Here is a 17,830-nt window from a genome sequence, read left to right as displayed (position 1 = left end):
CTTACTCCTTGAACACGTCGGGCAGGTAGGCCCGGTGGAAGCCGTTGTAGGTCTCGCTGGTTTTCGCCTTGCCCAGCGTCCAGGCGCGGGTGCCCTGGCTGGCGGCGCCGTCGATGCGGATGGTGTTGCCGCTGATGAAGTTGGCACCGGGGCTGAGCAGGAAGACGATGGCGGCGGCCACCTCCGACTCGCTGCCGATGCGCTGCAGCGGCACGTGGTCCTTGAGGTTGCGGATCATGGTCTTCATCGACTCGGGGTAGGTGTCCATGCCGCTGGAGGCGATCCAGCCCGGCGCCACGGCGTTGACCCGCACGCCGGCGTGGCCCCATTCGTAGGCGGCGGTCTTGGTGAAGTTCTCCATGCCGGCGCGGGCGGCGCCGGAGTGGCCCATGCCGGGCATGCCGCCCCACATGTCGGCGAGCATGTTGACGATGCTGCCGCCGGTCTTGCTCATGCTCTGCAGGAAGACTTCCTTGGCCACCAGGAAGCCGCCGACCAGATTGGTGCGCACCACGGTCTCGAAGCCTTTCTGGTTGATGCCGATCAGCGGCGCGGGAAACTGGCCGCCGGCATTGTTGACCAGGTGGTGGATATGCCCACGCTCGGCCAGCACGCCGGCGACCATGGCCTTGACCGCGTCTTCTTCACGGATATCGCACACGGCAAAGCTGGCACTGCCGCCGTCCTCGCGGATCTCGTCACAGGTGGTTTCGAGCTTCTCCAGCTTGCGCCCGACCAGCACCACATGGGCGCCGAGGTGGGCCAGCTCATGGGCCACGCAGCGACCGATGCCGCTGCCACCACCGGTGACCAGGATGGTCTGGCCGGCGAACAGGCCGGGTTTGAAGACTGAGTCGTATGCCATTGTTATTGTCCTTGTTACAGGCTGTCAGCCAGTGCGCGCGGCACCGGAATAGGGAACTCCAGCAACTGCTGGGCGAAGGCCTTGCCCTGCGGGTCGATGCGCAGGCTGGCCACGCCGCCGCCGCCCAGGGCGTTCTCCAGCAGGAAGTTGAGGCTGTGGCTGCCCGGCAGGACCCAGCGGCTGACCTTGCCGGTCTGGCCATCGAGCACATGCTGCATCCATTCGGCCACGGCGCCTTCGGAAAGCGCAGCGGCGATCCAGGCCAGATATTCGGGCTTTCTGGCCATCACGCCGATATTGCTGTGGTTGCCCTTGTCGCCGGAGCGGGCCACGGCCAGCTTGACCAGCGGCACGCTGGCGTCGGCCTGGCCGCTGGCGACCGGCACGGCCATTTCGGCGGCGATCTGTGCCGAGCTGAAGGCATCGAGCTGGGGCAGGGCGAGCGGGCTGCGCTCACCATCGAGCTCCACTTCCAGGCTGCAGGCGCTCTTGTCCACCAGGAAGCTGAACAGGCGAATCACCGGGTACACGGTGGGGCGACCGCCGACGATGCCGGTCAGACCCGGCGCCATGCCGGTCGCGGCCTGGGCAATCTCACGAGAGAACAGGATCAGCGCCTCCTTCTTCGCATGGCGCACGCCGAGCTTGATCACCACCTCGCGGGTGTCCTGGCGTTGACCATGCGGGCCGTAGGTCGCCTCGGCGCCCAGCAGTTCGATATTCACCTCGCGGTAGGGGCCCCAGCCGCGCTCGGCGAAGATTTCCTCGGTCTTGGCGATGATCGCCTGGCTGACCCGCTCGGCCTTGGCCACGGCGTCGATGCCGGCGATCAGGCAGCTGGCTGTGCAGCGGAAGCCGTCGGGGTAGGTGGCGCTGACCTTGTATTGAGTGGTCGGTGGCAGTCCGCGCGCGCCCTTGAGCTCGACGCGGTTGTTGCCGGCTTGCCGGAGCTCGACTCGGGTGAAATCACAGACCACGTCCGGCAGCAGATAGGCGCGCGGATCGCCGATCTCGTAGAGCATCTGCTCGCCCACCGACAGCACGCTGACCAGGCCGCCGGTGTTCTCGGGCTTGGTGACCACGAAACTGGCGTCGGCCTGCACCTCGATGACCGGGAAGCCGATGTGCTCGTAATCCGGCACGTCGCGCCAGTCGGTGAAGTTGCCGCCGGTGCACTGCGCGCCGCATTCGATGATGTGGCCGGCCAGCGCGGCCTGGGCCAGCTTGTCGTAATCGTTCCAGGCCCAGCCGTGTTCATGCACCAGTGCGGCACTGACCACCGCGCTGTCGACCACGCGGCCGGTGATGACGATGTCGGCGCCGGCTTCCAGCGCCGCGACTATGCCCGGCGCGCCCAGGTAGGCATTGACCGACACGCACATGCGCGGCAGCGGGATGCCGCTGAACATTTCCACGGTGCCGGCCTTGGCCAGCTCGCCCAGCTTGGGTTGCAGGTTGTCGCCATGCAGTACGGCGATCTTCAGGTTCACTCCGGCCTTCTCGCAAGCGGCCGCCAGGGCTGTGGCGCAGGAGGCCGGATTGACCCCGCCGGCGTTGCTGATGACGCGAATCTTCTTCTGAGCGATCTCGCCGAGCAGCGGCGCCAGCACTTCAACGAAGTCGCTGGCATAGCCTTCGTCGGGCTTTTTCATCTTTGCGCCGGCCATGATCGACATGGTGATCTCGGCCAGGTAGTCGAACACTAGGTAGTCCAGCTCGGCACCGCGCACCAACTGGGCGGCGGCGGTGGAGGTGTCGCCCCAGAAGGCGGAGGCGCAGCCGATGCGAACGGTTTTCGTGGTCATGGGTGTATCCACGGGCAGGGAATGACAGTGGGAAAACACTACCAAGCAAGCGCTTGGTTGAAAAGCCTTTGTCGCACGTTTTTCCCCAAGCGCTTGCTCGGGCGTCCGGCAACGCCTAAATTCGCCAGTCAAGACAGCCACTTGCGCAGTGGCGTAGTGGGCTTCAGGTTGGGGGAAGAATGAGTCTGGACGAGAAAAAAGCCCGTAAGGTCATGCAGCAAATGGTCGCCCAGGGCGAGCTGACCGATCCGGACAGCGCGCGCGGCAAGCTACTGCAAACCGCCGCGCATCTGTTCCGCAGCAAAGGTTACGAGCGCACCACGGTGCGTGATCTGGCCAGTGCGGTGGGCATCCAGTCCGGTAGCATCTTTCACCACTTCAAGAGCAAGGACGAGATCCTCAAGGCGGTGATGGAGGAAACCGTGCTCTACAACACCGCGTTGCTGCGTGCGGCCCTCAGCGAAGCGCACACTCCGCGCGAGCGGGTGCTGGCGCTGATCCGCTGCGAACTGCAATCGATCATGGGCGGCACCGGCGAGGCCATGGGCGTGCTGGTGTATGAGTGGCGCTCGCTGTCCGACGACAGCCAGGCCTATATCCTCAGCCTGCGCGATACCTACGAGCAGATCTGGCTCGAGGTGCTGGGCGAGGCCCGCAGCGCCGGTTATTTTCAGGCCGACCCCTTCATCCTGCGGCGCTTCCTCACTGGCGCGCTGAGCTGGACCACCACCTGGTTCCGCCCCGGCGGCAAGGTCAGCCTTGATCAGTTGGCCGAGCAGGCGCTGAGCCTGGTCATCAAGGATATAGGCTGAGCGCCTGCTAAGCTTTTCCCTGAGCCGGCTCCACCCGGCTGGACGACAGGGACATGTCGGACATTGCGTCTTTCCCGTTCCGAGGTAGTTGCGTTGCCCCTGTCCTTGCGCCTGTTGCTTATCGTCTTTTCGTGCTGGGCGCCCATGCTCGCCGCCGAACAACTCGTGCGAGTCGGCGCCTATCACTTCCCGCCCTATGTGGTTAAACCCGAGAGCGAGTCGCCCGAAGGCCTGCTGCCCGAGCTGCTGGCGGCCCTCAATGGGGCTCAGGGCGACTATCGTTTCAGTCTGATCCCCACCTCGGTAACCCGGCGCTACCGTGACTTCACGCAGGCACGCTATGACCTGATCCTGTTCGAGTCACCGGACTGGGGCTGGCAGGGCATACCTCTGGACAAGCTCGATCTGCAGATCACCGACGCCGAGGTGTATGTCGCCCATAGCAAGCCGGGCCGCGATCAGTCCTTCTTCGATAGTCTCAAGGGCAAGCGCATGGCCCTGTACAACGGCTATCACTATGGCTTCGCCGACTTCAACGCCGACCAGGAGTTTCTGGTGCGCAAGTTCCAGGCGTCGCTGACCTACTCCCATGACAGCAACCTGCTGATGCTGCTGCATGACCGTGCCGATGTCAGTGTGGTGACCCGTTCCTACCTGCGCATTTTCCAGCGCGAGCACCCCAGGGAGAGTGGGCAGCTGCTGGTGTCGCAGCGGGCCGACCAGGTCTATCACCACCATGCGCTGTTGCGGCCCGCCAGCCCGCTGGACTCCGCTCGGCTGGCCAGTCTGCTGCAGATGCTGCGTGATAGCGGCAAGTTGCCGGAACTTCTCGCCCGCTACCATCTGCAGGGCGTTGCCGAGACGGGGGACGAGTTGGCCGATCCGATTCGCGATTGATCGACGTTTACCTGGCCTGACGCCTGGGCTAGTCTCTGCCAAGCGAATTTGTCCTAGGGGTCAATATGTTTCGGTGTCCACAGGGATGTCTGAGGGCGCTGCTATTACTACTGGCGTTATGCAGTCAGGGAGTGGCAGCTGAGGAAGAGGTGCTGATCGCGGCCGTGCATTTTCCCCCCTATGTGATCAAACCCGAGGAAAACCTGCACAGCGGTCTGTTGGGCGAGCTGGTGGCCGCGCTCAACAAGGCGCAGAACCAGCATCGTTTTGGTCTACGCGCCACCTCGTTGAACCGCCGTTTCGATGATCTGCGCACTGGTCGCACCCATGTGGCCATCTTTGAAAATCCGGACTGGAACTGGCAGGGCATTCCCGGTACGCGCATCGATATGGGCCTGGAGGATGCCGAGGTACTGGTCGCTCGCGCCCAGGCTGGCCGCGACCAGCATTACTTTGACAACCTGCAGGGCAAGCGCATGGCCCTGTTCAATGGCTACCACTATGGTTTTGCCGGCTTCAACAACGATCCCAAGTGGTTGGAGAAGAATTTCAACGCGGTCCTGACCTACTCCCACGAAAGCAATCTCAAGCTGGTGCTGCGCGGGCGGGCCGATGTCGCGCCGATTACCCGCTCCTGGCTCGGCGCACGTTTGCGCGAGCAGCCGCAGCTCAAGCCACAGCTGTTGATTTCCGAGTGGGAGGACCAGCGTTATCGACACTATGCGATTCTCAGCCCGCAGGCGCCGATCAGTGCCGAGGATTTCCGTCACGCCCTCGATCTGCTGCGCGAGAATGGCGAGCTGCAGCGCATCTTCGCGCCCTACGGCATCGTCGTCAGGCCATACGCAACGGGTAGCTCAACAACAGTACGTGCAGAAGATTGACCGCGCCGTGCAAGGCCACGGCCGGCCATAGTCGCCCACTGCCATAGAACACCAGCCCGTAACCGAGTCCCGCCAGCGTCGCCACCAGGGCGAATAGCGGGCTGAACGGAATGTGTGCGGCACCGAACAGCAAGGCGGTCAGTCCGATACCGCCCGCCACGCCCAGGCGTCTGCAGAGCACCGGCTGCAGCCAGGCGCGAAACAGCAGCTCCTCCGCCAGTACCGCAACCCCAAGGTTTACCGCCAGCCACGCCCAGAGGCCGTCCGGCCATTTCGGTTGCCAACCCACCAGTCCGAGCGCCAGCGCCAGCAGCGGCACTGTGACCAGGGGCAGGCCGGTTGCCAGCCAGGCCAGGGGTGTCCGTGGCGCTGGGCGACGGGCCTGGCCGAGCCACCAGGCCAGCAGTGTCATGCCCAGCAGCAGCTTGTCCCAGGACAGGCGCAGGGCGTAGGGAGGCGCGTCCGTACTGAGCTGGCGCGGTGACCATAGCGGCATGGGTTGAAAACCGGGCAGCAGATGGGCCGCCAGGGCGATACCACCGAGCAGCCCGCCACTCCACCACAGCCAGTCGGGCAGACGCTGCTGGCCGAGCAGTATCCAGGCGACGAACACGCTGCCGAGCAACAAGCCAGGTATTTGTATGAAGTCCAGCGCCAGGCCACAGGCCAGGACCAGCAGGGGCAGCAGTGCGCGCAGGTGGAGCGGAGGCATGCACGTCCTTGTCGAAGGGAATTGCGCGCCCCGGTCAGAGGGCGGCAGGTGGCTTGGAACCTGTTCACGATCTCGCGAGCTAGAGAAGAACAAGGCAAAAGTGGCTGAGGAGGAACAGTTTACGGGTGGTAAATGAGCATTCCGAAGTCACTTTTAACGCAGTTTTTCCGACGCGCATCAGATCGTGAGCAAGTTCCTAGCGGTTCTCGGCGTCCTTGGCATCCTGTTCGGCATTGCGCTGATGGATGCGGGCGAGCTGTTCGTCGCTCAGGGGCAGCTTGCGGGCACTGTCGCGCAGCAACAGCAAACTGCCAAGGATGGAGCCGAGCGCCAGGACGATGATCAGCCAGGCATACCAGGGCATGGGATTCTCCTTGATGTGTGTTCTTCACCATAGACCTCCGCGAGGTGGCTGTCAGTTCCTCCTTCTGTTGCATTTCCTGTCGTCGCCGGCGGCGTATTGGTGACGGCTGTCACACGCTGGCAACCTGCGACTGCTTGAATGCCGGCCATTCGATCGTTCGGGAGTCGTTCCATGGAAGTTGTTCCCGCGCTGAACCGCTTGTTGCGGCCCGTGGCCGCGTTGCCGGCGCAGATCAGCATCAGTGATGTCGCCGACCGCCTGCTGATGCCCGAGCACAAGGCCTTTCTTTCCCTGCCGGTGGTGGACGAAGCGGGGCGCCCTCTGGGGCTGGTCAGCCGCGCGACCCTGCAGGACATCTTCATGCAGCGCTTCGGCCGCGACCTCTGGGGACGCAAGCCCGTGGTCGAGGTGATGAACCCGGCGCCACTGCTGGTCAGCCTCTCGACCAGCCTGGAAGAGGCGGCGCGGCAGATTACCGCGCAGCTGCAGTCGCCGATCCGTGACGACTTCATCCTGGTCGACCCGCAGGGGCTCTATTGCGGGTTGGGCACCGTGCTCGACCTGCTCAAGGCCATGGAAAGCCGCGTGGCGCAGCGCAACCGGGTGCTGCGCAAGGCGCTGGTCGACCTGAAGGAGTCCCAAACTCAGCTGGTGCAGTCGGAGAAGATGGCGTCGCTCGGGCAGATGGTCGCCGGCGTGGCCCACGAGCTGAATACCCCGCTGGGCTACGTGAAGAACAATGTGCAGCTGCTGCAGGACCTGACCCGGCCGCTGCTGGAGCTGGCCGACGCCCAGGCCGCCCTGGGCGACTGTCTGCATAACCCGGCCTGTGCCGAAGAAGACCTGGCCCAGGCGCTCCAGGCCGCGACCCGCGCTCGCGAACTGGCCGCGCCGGAGCTGCTGGCCGATGACCTGGGACAGCTGTTCGGCGACACCCAGTACGGTCTGCAGCAGATCGGTGAACTGGTGCTCGGCCTTAAGGACTTCGCCCGCCTGGACCGCGCCATGAGCGAGGAAGTCGACCTCAACGAGTGCATCCGCAGTTCCCTGTTGATCGCCCGCACCAGCATCAAGGACAAGGCCGAAGTGCGCCTGCAGCTCGACGAGCTGCCGCGCATCGCCTGCGCGCCCTCGCAGATCAATCAGGTGCTGCTCAACCTGCTGACCAATGCCGCCCAGGCCATGGACGACTACGGCTGCATCCAGGTGAAGAGCTGGAGCGACGGCAGCCAGGTCTTCGTCTCGGTGCAGGACAGCGGTCGCGGCATGCCGCCCGAAGTGCTCAAGCGCATCTTCGACCCGTTCTTCACCACCAAGCCGGTGGGGCAGGGCACGGGGCTCGGCTTGTCCATCAGTTTCAAGATCATCCAGGACCACGGCGGCAACATCCGCGTGGCTTCCGAACCGGGGCGCGGTACGCGCTTCCTCGTCAGCCTGCCCCGTATGCAGGCCGACGACATGAAAAGGAGCGCATGAACATGAGCCAACCGATTCGCGTGATGTTCGTCGACGATGAGGAGCGCATCCTGCGCAGCCTGGCCCTGCAGTTTCGCCGTGACTACGAGGTGCTGGTGGAGAGCGACCCGCGCCGCGCCCTGGAGCGCCTGCACAGTGAACCGGTGCAGATCCTGGTCAGCGATCAGCGCATGCCGCAGATGAGCGGCGCCGAGCTGCTGGCCCAGGCCAGCGAGATCCAGCCGCAGGCCATGCGCATCCTGCTGACCGGTTATTCCGACCTGGATGCGGCCATCGAGGCGCTCAACAGCGGCGGTATCTTCCGCTACCTGACCAAGCCCTGGGACCCGCAGGAGCTGGCCAACACCCTGCGTCAGGCCGCGGAGCTGGCGGCGGATGGGCGCCATGTGCCGAGCGCGCCCGTGGTCCGCGCCCTGGCCGATACCCGTCTGAACCTGCTGTTGCTGGATGACGCTGAGCAGACCCTGGAGTGCGTAGACGCCTTCTGCCGCGACACGGGCCATCGCCTGCTGCGCGCGGCCAGCCTGCAGCAGGCCGTGCAGCTGCTCAACGAGGAGCCGGTCGACTTGCTGGTCAGCGACCTGCGCCTGGCGGGTGCCGACACCGCACCGCTGCTCAAGAGCCTGGCTCAGGCCCATCCGCGCCTGCTCAGCCTGGTGGTTACGCCATTTCGCGACACCCAGGCGCTGCTGGCGCTGATCAACGAGGCGCAGATCTTTCGCTACCTGCCCAAACCGGTGCGCAAGGGCATGTTCGACAAGGCCCTGCAGGCCGCCGCCGAACAGGCGCTGGTCTTCCGTGCCCAGCCGCGTCAGCTGGTCAGCCGTCTGGCTGAGGCGCCACGCGAGGCACCCGAGCGGGAGCGGGTCGGCAGCCTGCTGGGCATGCTCGGCCGGTTGCGCGAGCGGCTCAGTGCATGACCATGGAAGGTGCATGGTAGAGCGGTGGGTGCGTCGTTTTGATTCATAACCGGGCCACCGCTTGCTTAGTATTTTTTGGACTTTTGAGCTGCAACTTTCCTGGCCTAAGCTCGCCTTGCCGGGCCAATCCACTCAACAGGGGGATTTTATGGATATCAGCATGAGCGAAGCCGCCGAACGCGGTTGGATCGTCAAACTGGGGCTTTGTGCCGTGCCCTTCCGTACCCAGCAGGCCGCCGACCAGTTCGTCGAGCGCCTCAAGCAACGCCTGGAAGCGCCCCATTGGTTGCCCGGTGAGCCACAGGATCGTCATCAAACGGTCACACAAGAATTGCAGCATCACTCCTAGTGCATCTGGTGTGTGCTACTCACTCTCTCGCCGCGGTTTCGCGGCGTTTTTTTGTCTGCTTGCCAGCTCTGCGCGGCTATGGAATATCTAGAGCTTTTGCTCTAACTTCGCTGCATGTCCCGCAGGAGTCCCTCCATGGTCGATGTTGTGGCGTTCGCCGACGGCAAGTTCCACTGTCCGGTCACCCTCTATTCAGCCCCCGCTGCCCGTTACAGCCTGGTGCTATTGCCGGCGCTGGGGGTGACCGCACGCAAGTACGAGAGCCTCGCCCGCTGCCTGGTCGCGGCCGGGCACAACGTGCTGGTGGCCGACTGGCCGGGGCAGGGCGAGAGCTTCCCGCGCCCGGGATGGCGCTTCAACTATGGCTATCGTCAGTTGGTCGAGGAGTTCCTGCCCAAGCTGCTCGATCTGGCCCGGCAGCAGTTCCCCGCGGCGAGCCCGATTCTGCTGGGCCACAGCCTGGGTGGACACATGGCGACCCTGCATGCGGCGGCACGGGCGCAGCAGGACGCGGTGCCGGTGATCGGTGTGGCCTGCGGCAATATCCACTACCGTCACTGGCAGGGCTTGGGCAGGTTGCTCACGCCCAGTGTCGCCGTCTTGTTCACCCTGATCAGCTCGGTGCTGGGCTACCTGCCGGGGCGCCGCCTCGGCTTCGGTGGTCAGGAGGCGCGGCAGTTGATGCGTGACTGGGGGCGGGTTGCCTTCAGCGGGCATTTCCGTCACCTGGGCCTGGCGTTGACGCCGGCGGAGCAGAACCGGGTGCGCTCGCTGTTTATCCAGCTCGAGGGCGACAACTTCGCCCCGCCGGCCTCGACCCGTGGCCTGGCGGCACTGATTCAAGCCGAGCCACAGCTGGTGCATTTGCCTTCGCCGCGGCCGCCGAGCGAGAACCCGCACAGCGCCTGGTTGCGCGCGCCGCAGAGCGTGGTTGCCTGCATCGATGTCTGGCTGGCGCGCGAGCTGGCTGTCAGTGCGGAATCAGCAACAGCAGGCTGAGTACCAGCAGCACCAGCATGGTCAGGCCGTGGCTGGCCTGGCGCAGCAGCAGGATGCGGGCGAACAGGCCGACGCAGTACAGCAGGCGCAGCATGATGAAGGCGAAGCCGAGGGCGGCGGTCAGGGCCGGACTGAGCTGGCCGGTGGTCTCGCCCAGAAAGAGCAGCACGATGAACAGCACCGACTGCTCCAGGCTGTTGCCATGGGCGCGCACCGCCTTGGTCAGGTCGGCTTTGCCGCCGTCGCCGAAGGCCACCTGATGGCGCATGCGCAGGCGCGAGACGTTGAGCGACAGGGTGATCAGCAGCAACGAGAGGATGGCGGCGATATAGATGCTGTAAGGCATAGGGATTCCTTGTTCTTGTCATGACTGCCGTTGAGCCTAGGTGGCCCAATGGCGCCTGCACAAGGGGCGCTTCGGCCACTTTGCAGCAGCCATGAAAAAGCCCGGCACAGGGCCGGGCCAAGGGAGCCGGGCAGGCCGGTGAATCAGGCGGCCGGCCGCTGCTGGCGCTGGTAGAGGAACTCCAGCACGGCGGCGCGGCAGTGGTGGTACTGCGCGTCGTTGGCCAGCGCCAGGCGATCGCGTGGGCGGGGCAGGTCGACCCTGAGGATGTCGCCGACGGTGGCGGCCGGGCCGTTGCTCATCATCACGATGCGATCGGACAGCAGCACGGCCTCGTCGACGTCGTGGGTGATCATGATCACCGTGTTGCCGAGATCGCGGTGGATCTCCATCAGCGAGTCCTGCAGGTGAGCGCGGGTGAGGGCGTCGAGGGCGCCGAACGGCTCGTCCATCAGCAACACCTTGGGCTGCATGGCCAGTGCGCGGGCGATGCCGATGCGCTGCTTCATGCCGCCGGAGATTTCGCCGGGGCGCTTGTCCTTGGCGTGCAGCATGTGCACCAGCTCCAGGTTGTGCAGGGTCCACTCGCGCACTTCCTTGCGCGACTTGCCCTTGAACACCTGGCGTACGGCCAGTTCGACGTTCTGGTAGCAGGTCAGCCAGGGCAGCAGGCTGTGGTTCTGGAACACCACGGCGCGCTCCGGGCCGGGTTCGTTGACTTCGCGACCGTCGAGGATGACCCCGCCGGTGGTGGCCTGGTAGAGGCCCGCGACGATGTTGAGCACGGTGGATTTGCCGCAGCCGGAGTGGCCGATCAGCGAGACGAACTCGCCCTTGTCGATCTTCAGGTTGACGTTCTGCAGGGCGCAGAACAGGCCCTTGTCGGTGGGGAAGTCGATACCGACGCCGCTCAGTTCGAGGTGTGCTTGATTCATGGCGATGCTCCTTAGCGCAACACGGCGTTCTTGTCCCAGCTCACGGACTTCTGCAGCAGGAGCATGAGGCGGTCGAGGAGGAAGCCGATCAGGCCGATGACGATCACCGCCACCATGATGCGGCCGAGGGAGTTGGAGCTGCCGTTCTGGAATTCGTCCCAGATGAACTTACCCAGGCCCGGGTTCTGCGCCAGCATTTCGGCGGCGATCAGCACCATCCAGCCGGTGCCCAGCGACAGGCGCAGGCCGGTGAAGATGGCCGGTACCGCCGCGGGCAGCACGATGCGCCGCACATGGTCGAGCGGCGACAGGCGCAGCACGCGGCTGACGTTGGTCAGGTCCTTGTCCAGACCGGCCACGCCGACGGTGGTGTTGAGCACGGTGGGCCACAGGCAGCACAGCGCCACAGTGATCGCCGAGGTAATGAAGGACTTGGCGAACAGCGGGTCGCTGCTGGTGTAGATGGCGCTGACCAGCATGGTCACCAGTGGCAGCCAGGCCAGCGGTGAGACCGGCTTGAACACCTGGATCAGCGGATTGACCGCGGCGTGGATGCTCTTTGACAGCCCGCAGAGGATGCCCAGCGGCACGGCAACCAGGCTGGCCAGGGCGAAGCCGGCCAGCACGGTATAGAGGCTAGTGACGATCTGGTCGAAGAAGGTCGGCTTGCCGGTGTAGGGGCGGATCTTCACCTCGGCGTCCGGGTTCTTGGCCAGCTTCGCCGCGTTGCGTTGCTCCTGACGCAGGTAGAAGGCATCGGCCTTGGCGCGCTCGGCAACATGTGCGTCGACCAGCGAGCCGAGCTGGCCGTAGACCTGCACCGGGCCGGGGAACTGGCCGAGGCTGGTCTGGATATTGTTGGCGACCAGCTGCCAGAACAGCAGGAAGAACAGGATGCCGGCCAGCGGCAGGATGACCGCCGGTGCCCAGCGTTTGATCAGGGCCTGGCTGCGCGCCGTGTCGACGGTCTGCTTGATCGGGGTGGCGACGTTCGGATTGCTCATCGTCCGGTCCTCTCGTGGGTACGGGCGGAGCCGGACGGCTCCGCCTGCACGGGTTTACTCGGTGCCTTTCAGGCCGATCTGGAAGGAGTTCAGGTAGGCGTTGGGCTTGTGGCCGTCGTAGGTCACGCCGTCGATGAAGTCGCTGCTCGGATCGCGGTAGCCGTCTTCGTCGGCAGCCGGGAAGTCAGCGGCTTTGGCTTTGCCTTCGCTGACCAGCTCGTTGGCCGCCTCGCGATACAGGTCCGGGCGGTAGACCTGCTTGGCCACATCGGCATACCAGCTGTCCGGCTTGGCCTCGCTGATCTGCCCCCAGCGGCGCATCTGAGTCAGGTACCAGATGGCGTCCGAGTAGAAGGGGTAGGTGGCGTCGTGGCGGAAGAACACGTTGAAGTCCGGCACTTCACGCTTGTCGCCCTTCTCGTACTCGAAGGTGCCGGTCATGGAGTTGGCGATCACCTTGGCGTCGGCGCCGACGTATTCCGGACGAGAGAGGATTTCCACGGCCTCGGCGCGGTTGGCGTTGTTGTTCTCGTCCAGCCACATGGCCGCGCGGATCAGTGCCTTGACCAGGCGCTTGTGGGTTTCCGGGTTGGCCTCGGCCCAGGCCTTGGACACACCGAAAACCTTCTCCGGGTTGTTCTTCCAGATTTCGTAGTCGGTGATCACCGGCACGCCGATGCCTTTGAACACGGCCTGCTGGTTCCACGGCTCGCCCACGCAGTAGCCGCTGATGGTGCCGGCCTCCATGGTCGCCGGCATCTGCGGCGGCGGGGTGACCGAGAGCAGTGCGTCGGCATTGATCTGGCCGCTGATGTCGCCTTTCTCCGGCGCATACAGGCCCGGATTGATACCGCCGGCGGCCAGCCAGTAGCGCAGCTCGTAGTTGTGGGTGGAGACCGGGAACACCATGCCCAGGTTGAATGGCTTGCCCTTGGCCTTGTACTGCTCGATCACCGGCTTGAGCGCGTCGGCCTTGATCGGATGGACCGGCTTGCCGTCCTGCATCGGTACATGCTTCTTCATCTCCTCCCAGACTTCGTTGGAGACGGTGATGCCGTTGCCGTTGAGGTCCATGGAGAAGGCGGTGACTACCTCGGCCTTGGTGCCGAAGCCGATGGTCGCGCCCAGTGGTTGGCCGGCCAGCATATGCGCGCCGTCCAGTTCACCGTCGATCACCCGGTCCAGCAGCACTTTCCAGTTGGCCTGGGCCTCCAGGGTGACGAACAGACCCTCATCCTCGAAATAACCCTTCTCGTAGGCGATGGCCAGCGGGGCCATGTCGGTGAGTTTGATGAAGCCGAGCTTGAGCTCTTCCTTCTCCGGTTCGGTGGCCAACGCCATTTGTGCGCAGAGCGGGGACAGGGTCAGCAGGGCGGCGCCGAGCAGGGATTTCAGTGGGGTACGGCGGGTCTTGCGCATTGAAGATTCCTCGTGGTCAGAAACGAAAAAAGACGTCGAGACGAACCGGCCCGGATGAGCTGATTGTCTTGACGTCTTTGTCTATTCGTCCCGATCACCGCCGTTGGCGATCCGAAGACGCTGTTGCTGGAAGTCCTTCTGCAAAGGCCTTGCCAGCTTTCACGGCGTGTTGCGGAATGCCTGGGAATTTCTTTTAAATCAGTCTGATAGAGCTTTCTATCAGTCTCCCGAGGGCGCTGTGATGGCGTGATTACAGCGAACCAAGGCGGTGCATCGGTGTGCGCGGTTCGTGCATTTGCGGGCAGAGCATCAGCCGCTGGCACGAGCCTCCTCGGCGAAGTCACGCAGCCAGCGCAATACCTGTACCGCCTCCCAGCGTGCAGGGTCGAACAGGGCGTATGCCTGTCCCTGATAGCCCACCACATCCAGTTGGCGGTGATAGCCGGCGCGCTGCAGCAGGGCCTCGATCTCGGCGAAGCAGCCGTTGAAATGCGAGCGGTTGAAGGGGGTGCGGCCCTCGGTGACTATGCCCTCCAGCAGCAGCTCCTCGACTGTGCTGCGCACCCGTTCCGGACTCATCCGGTTGACCGTGTGTTTCAGCTGCACGATATCCAGCATGGCAAAGACTCCTGTGTCGCGATGGCTCTGCCCGCTTTGGCGGGCATCGGTAAGTCGGGCGATAGCCTAATAAAAAACACTGTACAGATAAACAGTATTCGATGATAGGATCGCTCCACATCCTGAATTCATGCGCGCAGACCCTGCTGCTAGGAGCTGCCGTCATCCAGAGGAGCTCCCGACAATGCAACAGAAGCTGATGACAATTGTGCTGCTGGCCCTGCTCGCCGGTTGTGCCCAGTCCAACACCGAACAACCCCGGGCCAACGGTGCCTATCTGGTAATCGACGAAGGGCGGGCCTGGACAGTCCTGGTGGCGAACGGCGAGCGCCGGGAAGAGGCGGGTTGGGTGGTGGACATCATCCGCCTGCCAGAACAGCAGTCGGGCGTGGTGGCCAGCTATCTGATCGAGACACCCAATTGCGGGCGGGTGCAATGGCTGAGCCAGCGCCAGGATGACTCTCAGGGGCTGGGGGCACGTTTGCAGGCGGTGCCCGGCGAAGCCTTGCAGCGCCCCGGCTGCCTGGTCGGCCAGGGGCGGTTGTGGACGGCGCTGGACTATTCGGGTTGATGGCAAGAGGCCCCGGCGGTTTCCCGTCGGGGCCTCTGGGTATTACTGGGCCGGTGTCTTGCGGGTTTTGGCGGGTGGTTCCTTGAGCAGGCCGTCGGCGCGGAACATGGCCTTGATGCCACGGATCGCCTGGCGGGTGCGGTCCTGGTTCTCGATCAGTGCGAAGCGCACGTGATCGTCGCCGTAGTCACCGAAACCCAGGCCCGGCGAGACGCAGACCTTGGCCTCCAGCAGCAGCTTCTTGGCGAACTCCAGCGAGCCCAGGTGAGCGTAAGGCTCGGGGATCTTGGCCCAGATGTACATCGAGGCCTTGGGCTTCTCGACCATCCAGCCAGCCTCGTGCAGGCCCTTGACCAGCATGTTGCGGCGCTGGCGGTACTGCTCGGCGATATCACGCACGCACTGCTGGTCGCCTTCCAGGGCGGCGATGGCCGCCACTTGTAGCGGGGTGAAGGTACCGTAGTCGTGGTAGCTCTTGATCCGTCCCAGGGCGCTGACCAGCTCCGGGTTGCCGACCATGAAGCCGATGCGCCAGCCGGCCATGTTGTAGCTCTTGGACAGGGTGAAGAACTCCACGGCAATGTCCTTGGCGCCTTCCACCTGCATGATCGACGGCGCTTTCCAGCCGTCGTAGACGATATCGGCGTAGGCCAGGTCGTGTACCACCAGCACGTCGTACTGCTTGGCCAGAGTCACCACACGCTCGAAGAAATCCAGTTCCACGCACTGCGCGGTGGGGTTGGAGGGGAAACCGAGGATCATCATCTTCGGCTTGGGGATCGACTCGCGAATGGCCCGCTCCAGTTCGGCGAAGAAGTCCACACCGGGGACCAGCGGCACCGAGCGCACCTGGGCGCCGGCGATTACCGCACCGTAGATATGGATCGGATAGCTGGGGTTGGGCACCAGCACGGTATCGCCGTGGTCCAGGGTGGCCAGCATCAGGTGGGCCAGGCCCTCCTTGGAGCCGATGGTCACAATGGCCTCGGTTTCCGGGTCGATCTCCACCTCATAGCGCTCCTTGTACCAGCGCGAGATGGCACGGCGCAGGCGCGGAATTCCGCGCGAAGTGGAGTAGCCGTGGGTGTCGTCGCGCTGGGCGACCTGCACCAGCTTCTCGACGATATGCGGCGGGGTGGCGCCGTCCGGGTTGCCCATGCTGAAGTCGATGATGTCCTCGCCACGGCGGCGGGCGGCCATCTTCAGCTCGGCGGTGATATTAAAAACGTAGGGGGGGAGACGATCGATGCGCGCAAAGCGGCGCTTGGCGTTATCAGCCATGGCTTCCTCGAAGTACGTAAGCGCCCGGAACCGTCCGAGCGACGCTGGCCACCTGCATGTGGCCTGGCGGCGAAGATAAGGGCGACAGAGTCGCCCTGTCCAGTGCAGTTTGCCGGCGAAAGGGCGGAGCAGTTGCGAGGCGCTGCACAGCGCGCGGCGCGCAACTCACGCAGCGATCTGACGTTTCAGGCGCAACAGCAGTTCGGCCAGGGCCTGGATGTCGGCATCCGAAGTGCGCCAGGACGAGACGCTGAGGCGAAAGGCCGGTCGACCCTGCCAGATGGTCGGGCCGAACCAGACCTCGCCGCTGGCCTGCGCGGCCTCGCGAATCGCCACTGTCTGCTCGTCCGAGTCGGCGCGTACCAATACCTGGTTGAGCCGTACGCGATTGAGCACCTGATAGCCGCCCTCCCGCAGCGCGTCGGCCAGCGTGCCGGCCTGGCGGATATGGCGGTCGATCATCTCGCGCAGACCGTCCTGCCCGAGGCTGGCCAGGGCGGCCCAAATCGCCACACCGCGCGCGCGCCGGGAGAATTCCAGGGTCAGGTTCTTCTGTGCATCCTTGCTCGCCGTGGCGTAGGCCGCGTCGCTGTTCATCGCCGCGGCCAGGGCATCGGCATCGCGGCAGATGGCCATGGCGCTGTCGTAAGGGGTGTTGAGCCACTTGTGTCCATCGGTGGTCCAGCTGTCGGCTTGCTCGATGCCGGCGGCCAGCGTCGCCGAGGACGAGGCACGGGCCCACAGACCGAAGGCGCCGTCGACATGCACCCAGGCCCCGGCGGCGCGTGCGGTGGGCATCAGCTCGGCAAAGGGATCGAACTCGCCGGTATTGACCTCGCCGGCCTGCAGGATCAGCAGGGTGCGGTTGTCCAGTGCCGGCAGACGCGCCGGATCGATACGGCCGTGCTCATCAGCGGGGGCGTAGATTAGCCGATTCATGCCGAAGCCGAGTATGCGCAGGGCCTTCTTCACCGTGATATGCGCGGTTTCCGAGAGCACTACGCGGATTTCCGGCGCGCCCATCAGCCCGTCATTGTCGAAATCCCAGCCGAGGCGGGCGAGCAGGCTGCGCCGGGCGGCAGACAGGCAGGCCAACGTGCAGGCCGTGGCGCTGGTGCCGAAACCGACGGCGCTTTGCGCCGGCAGGCCGAGTGCCTGGCACACCCAGCGTCCGGCCAGATTCTCCAGGTGGTCGGCCACGGGCGAGTTGTCGAAGGAGGAGGCGCACTGGTCCCAGGCCAGGACCAGGCGCTCGGCAGCAGCGGCTGCGGGTAGCGTGGCGCCGATGACAAAGCCGAAATAGCGTGCCCCATTGCTGGTGACGGTGGCGGGGGAGCCGAGTTCGTCCAGCTGCCTGAGCACCTCGGCCGGGTTCTGTCCGCCGGCCGGTAGTGACTGTTGGAAACCCTGCAGGGCGGCGATGGCGGTGGCATCGGGGAACACCCGGCGGCTGGCGCTGCCATCCAGGTAGGCGAGGGCGCGGCGGTCGGCATCGGCCAGCAGCGTACGTTCAGCGGTCATGGAGTGAGCTCGGTAGGGTGGAAGAGAGCTTTACCCTAGCGGAGCCGGCAGG

General features: G+C 64.8%; 19 protein-coding genes. 8 read left to right on the top strand and 11 right to left on the bottom strand.

Going from position 1 to position 17,830, the window contains the following annotated elements; genetic code table 11:
* Position 1: 1 nt before the first annotated feature.
* Positions 2–865, bottom strand: a complete 864-nt coding sequence (locus AYB31_RS05905; RefSeq protein ID WP_068826700.1) for an SDR family oxidoreductase — start codon at positions 863–865, stop codon at positions 2–4.
* Between the two features lie 14 nt (positions 866–879).
* Positions 880–2,670, bottom strand: coding sequence for an acyclic terpene utilization AtuA family protein (locus AYB31_RS05900; protein WP_068826697.1), 1,791 nt, complete (start codon positions 2,668–2,670; stop codon positions 880–882).
* A 185-nt stretch (positions 2,671–2,855) separates the two neighbouring features.
* Between AYB31_RS05900 and AYB31_RS05895 the strand changes: the two genes are divergently transcribed.
* The 3 genes from AYB31_RS05895 (at position 2,856) to AYB31_RS05885 (ending at position 5,263) form a co-directional block, all read left to right on the top strand.
* The gene (locus AYB31_RS05895; RefSeq protein WP_068826838.1) at positions 2,856–3,482 is read left to right on the top strand and encodes a TetR/AcrR family transcriptional regulator; all 627 of its coding nucleotides are present in this window, start codon (positions 2,856–2,858) and stop codon (positions 3,480–3,482) included.
* Between the two features lie 144 nt (positions 3,483–3,626).
* Positions 3,627–4,379, top strand: a complete 753-nt coding sequence (locus AYB31_RS05890; protein ID WP_068826695.1) for an amino acid ABC transporter substrate-binding protein — start codon at positions 3,627–3,629, stop codon at positions 4,377–4,379.
* Between the two features lie 65 nt (positions 4,380–4,444).
* Positions 4,445–5,263 (top strand): transporter substrate-binding domain-containing protein, encoded by an 819-nt coding sequence (locus AYB31_RS05885; RefSeq protein WP_068826693.1) that lies wholly within the window; start codon positions 4,445–4,447, stop codon positions 5,261–5,263.
* Here AYB31_RS05885 and AYB31_RS05880 read toward each other — a convergent pair.
* Positions 5,214–5,975: a CPBP family intramembrane glutamic endopeptidase gene (locus tag AYB31_RS05880; RefSeq protein WP_068826691.1), complete on the bottom strand. Its 762-nt coding sequence runs from the start codon at positions 5,973–5,975 to the stop codon at positions 5,214–5,216. The two genes, AYB31_RS05885 and AYB31_RS05880, sit on opposite strands and share 50 nt — an antisense overlap.
* 196 nt (positions 5,976–6,171) lie before the next feature.
* A complete protein-coding gene (locus tag AYB31_RS05875) occupies positions 6,172–6,339 on the bottom strand; it encodes a DUF2897 family protein (RefSeq protein ID WP_068826689.1) in 168 nt (55 codons plus the stop codon).
* Positions 6,340–6,510: 171 nt separating this feature from the next.
* On the opposite strand from AYB31_RS05875, the gene AYB31_RS05870 reads away from it, so the two are divergent.
* The 4 genes from AYB31_RS05870 (at position 6,511) to AYB31_RS05855 (ending at position 10,083) form a co-directional block, all read left to right on the top strand.
* Positions 6,511–7,815: an ATP-binding protein gene (locus AYB31_RS05870; RefSeq protein ID WP_068826687.1), complete on the top strand. Its 1,305-nt coding sequence runs from the start codon at positions 6,511–6,513 to the stop codon at positions 7,813–7,815.
* 2 nt (positions 7,816–7,817) lie between these two features.
* Positions 7,818–8,735, top strand: a complete 918-nt coding sequence (locus tag AYB31_RS05865) for a response regulator (RefSeq protein ID WP_068826685.1) — start codon at positions 7,818–7,820, stop codon at positions 8,733–8,735.
* Between the two features lie 160 nt (positions 8,736–8,895).
* On the top strand, positions 8,896–9,084 hold the full coding sequence (locus AYB31_RS21345; RefSeq protein ID WP_236715505.1) for a hypothetical protein: 189 nt from the start codon (positions 8,896–8,898) through the stop codon (positions 9,082–9,084).
* Positions 9,085–9,219: 135 nt separating this feature from the next.
* A complete protein-coding gene (locus AYB31_RS05855; RefSeq protein WP_068826681.1) occupies positions 9,220–10,083 on the top strand; it encodes an alpha/beta fold hydrolase in 864 nt (287 codons plus the stop codon).
* Here AYB31_RS05855 and AYB31_RS05850 read toward each other — a convergent pair.
* The 5 genes from AYB31_RS05850 to AYB31_RS05830 form a co-directional block, all read right to left on the bottom strand.
* Positions 10,055–10,429, bottom strand: a complete 375-nt coding sequence (locus AYB31_RS05850) for an MAPEG family protein (RefSeq protein WP_068826679.1) — start codon at positions 10,427–10,429, stop codon at positions 10,055–10,057. The genes AYB31_RS05855 and AYB31_RS05850 overlap by 29 nt on opposite strands.
* 143 nt (positions 10,430–10,572) lie before the next feature.
* Positions 10,573–11,364 carry an ABC transporter ATP-binding protein gene (locus AYB31_RS05845; protein WP_068826677.1) on the bottom strand — a complete coding sequence of 264 codons (792 nt, stop codon included), beginning with the start codon at positions 11,362–11,364 and terminating at the stop codon, positions 10,573–10,575.
* A gap of 11 nt (positions 11,365–11,375) precedes the next feature.
* The gene (locus tag AYB31_RS05840) at positions 11,376–12,368 is read right to left on the bottom strand and encodes an ABC transporter permease (protein ID WP_082805207.1); all 993 of its coding nucleotides are present in this window, start codon (positions 12,366–12,368) and stop codon (positions 11,376–11,378) included.
* Positions 12,369–12,422: 54 nt separating this feature from the next.
* Positions 12,423–13,787, bottom strand: a complete 1,365-nt coding sequence (locus tag AYB31_RS05835; RefSeq protein WP_068826675.1) for a CmpA/NrtA family ABC transporter substrate-binding protein — start codon at positions 13,785–13,787, stop codon at positions 12,423–12,425.
* Between the two features lie 309 nt (positions 13,788–14,096).
* Entirely contained in the window at positions 14,097–14,405 is a 309-nt protein-coding gene (locus AYB31_RS05830) for a transcriptional regulator (protein WP_068826673.1), read from the bottom strand.
* A gap of 184 nt (positions 14,406–14,589) precedes the next feature.
* Between AYB31_RS05830 and AYB31_RS05825 the strand changes: the two genes are divergently transcribed.
* On the top strand, positions 14,590–14,976 hold the full coding sequence (locus AYB31_RS05825; protein ID WP_068826671.1) for a hypothetical protein: 387 nt from the start codon (positions 14,590–14,592) through the stop codon (positions 14,974–14,976).
* A gap of 42 nt (positions 14,977–15,018) precedes the next feature.
* Here the strand turns inward: AYB31_RS05825 and alaC are convergent, their stop codons facing one another.
* Positions 15,019–16,257 (bottom strand): alanine transaminase, encoded by a 1,239-nt coding sequence (gene alaC / locus AYB31_RS05820; protein ID WP_068826669.1) that lies wholly within the window; start codon positions 16,255–16,257, stop codon positions 15,019–15,021.
* 165 nt (positions 16,258–16,422) lie between these two features.
* Complete coding sequence (locus AYB31_RS05815; RefSeq protein ID WP_068826668.1) at positions 16,423–17,778, bottom strand: pyridoxal phosphate-dependent decarboxylase family protein; 1,356 nt, start codon at positions 17,776–17,778, stop codon at positions 16,423–16,425.
* Between the last annotated feature and the right edge of the window lie 52 nt (positions 17,779–17,830).

The organism is Pseudomonas sp. BMS12 (assembly GCF_001592875.1).
Taxonomy (GTDB): Bacteria; Pseudomonadota; Gammaproteobacteria; order Pseudomonadales; family Pseudomonadaceae; genus Aquipseudomonas.
Note: the sequence above shows the minus strand (reverse complement) of the source record. Positions and strands in the feature narration are given on the sequence as shown.

Coding starts and splice junctions, on each gene's coding strand:
- AYB31_RS05905 (WP_068826700.1), bottom strand. CDS start 865: ATGGCATACGACTCAGTCTTCAAACCCGGCCTGTTCGCCGGCCAGACC.
- AYB31_RS05900 (WP_068826697.1), bottom strand. CDS start 2,670: ATGACCACGAAAACCGTTCGCATCGGCTGCGCCTCCGCCTTCTGGGGC.
- AYB31_RS05890 (WP_068826695.1), top strand. CDS start 3,627: ATGCTCGCCGCCGAACAACTCGTGCGAGTCGGCGCCTATCACTTCCCG.
- AYB31_RS05885 (WP_068826693.1), top strand. CDS start 4,445: ATGTTTCGGTGTCCACAGGGATGTCTGAGGGCGCTGCTATTACTACTG.
- AYB31_RS05880 (WP_068826691.1), bottom strand. CDS start 5,975: ATGCCTCCGCTCCACCTGCGCGCACTGCTGCCCCTGCTGGTCCTGGCC.
- AYB31_RS05875 (WP_068826689.1), bottom strand. CDS start 6,339: ATGCCCTGGTATGCCTGGCTGATCATCGTCCTGGCGCTCGGCTCCATC.
- AYB31_RS05870 (WP_068826687.1), top strand. CDS start 6,511: ATGGAAGTTGTTCCCGCGCTGAACCGCTTGTTGCGGCCCGTGGCCGCG.
- AYB31_RS05865 (WP_068826685.1), top strand. CDS start 7,818: ATGAGCCAACCGATTCGCGTGATGTTCGTCGACGATGAGGAGCGCATC.
- AYB31_RS21345 (WP_236715505.1), top strand. CDS start 8,896: ATGAGCGAAGCCGCCGAACGCGGTTGGATCGTCAAACTGGGGCTTTGT.
- AYB31_RS05855 (WP_068826681.1), top strand. CDS start 9,220: ATGGTCGATGTTGTGGCGTTCGCCGACGGCAAGTTCCACTGTCCGGTC.
- AYB31_RS05850 (WP_068826679.1), bottom strand. CDS start 10,429: ATGCCTTACAGCATCTATATCGCCGCCATCCTCTCGTTGCTGCTGATC.
- AYB31_RS05845 (WP_068826677.1), bottom strand. CDS start 11,364: ATGAATCAAGCACACCTCGAACTGAGCGGCGTCGGTATCGACTTCCCC.
- AYB31_RS05840 (WP_082805207.1), bottom strand. CDS start 12,368: ATGAGCAATCCGAACGTCGCCACCCCGATCAAGCAGACCGTCGACACG.
- AYB31_RS05835 (WP_068826675.1), bottom strand. CDS start 13,787: ATGCGCAAGACCCGCCGTACCCCACTGAAATCCCTGCTCGGCGCCGCC.
- AYB31_RS05830 (WP_068826673.1), bottom strand. CDS start 14,405: ATGCTGGATATCGTGCAGCTGAAACACACGGTCAACCGGATGAGTCCG.
- AYB31_RS05825 (WP_068826671.1), top strand. CDS start 14,590: ATGCAACAGAAGCTGATGACAATTGTGCTGCTGGCCCTGCTCGCCGGT.
- alaC (WP_068826669.1), bottom strand. CDS start 16,257: ATGGCTGATAACGCCAAGCGCCGCTTTGCGCGCATCGATCGTCTCCCC.
- AYB31_RS05815 (WP_068826668.1), bottom strand. CDS start 17,778: ATGACCGCTGAACGTACGCTGCTGGCCGATGCCGACCGCCGCGCCCTC.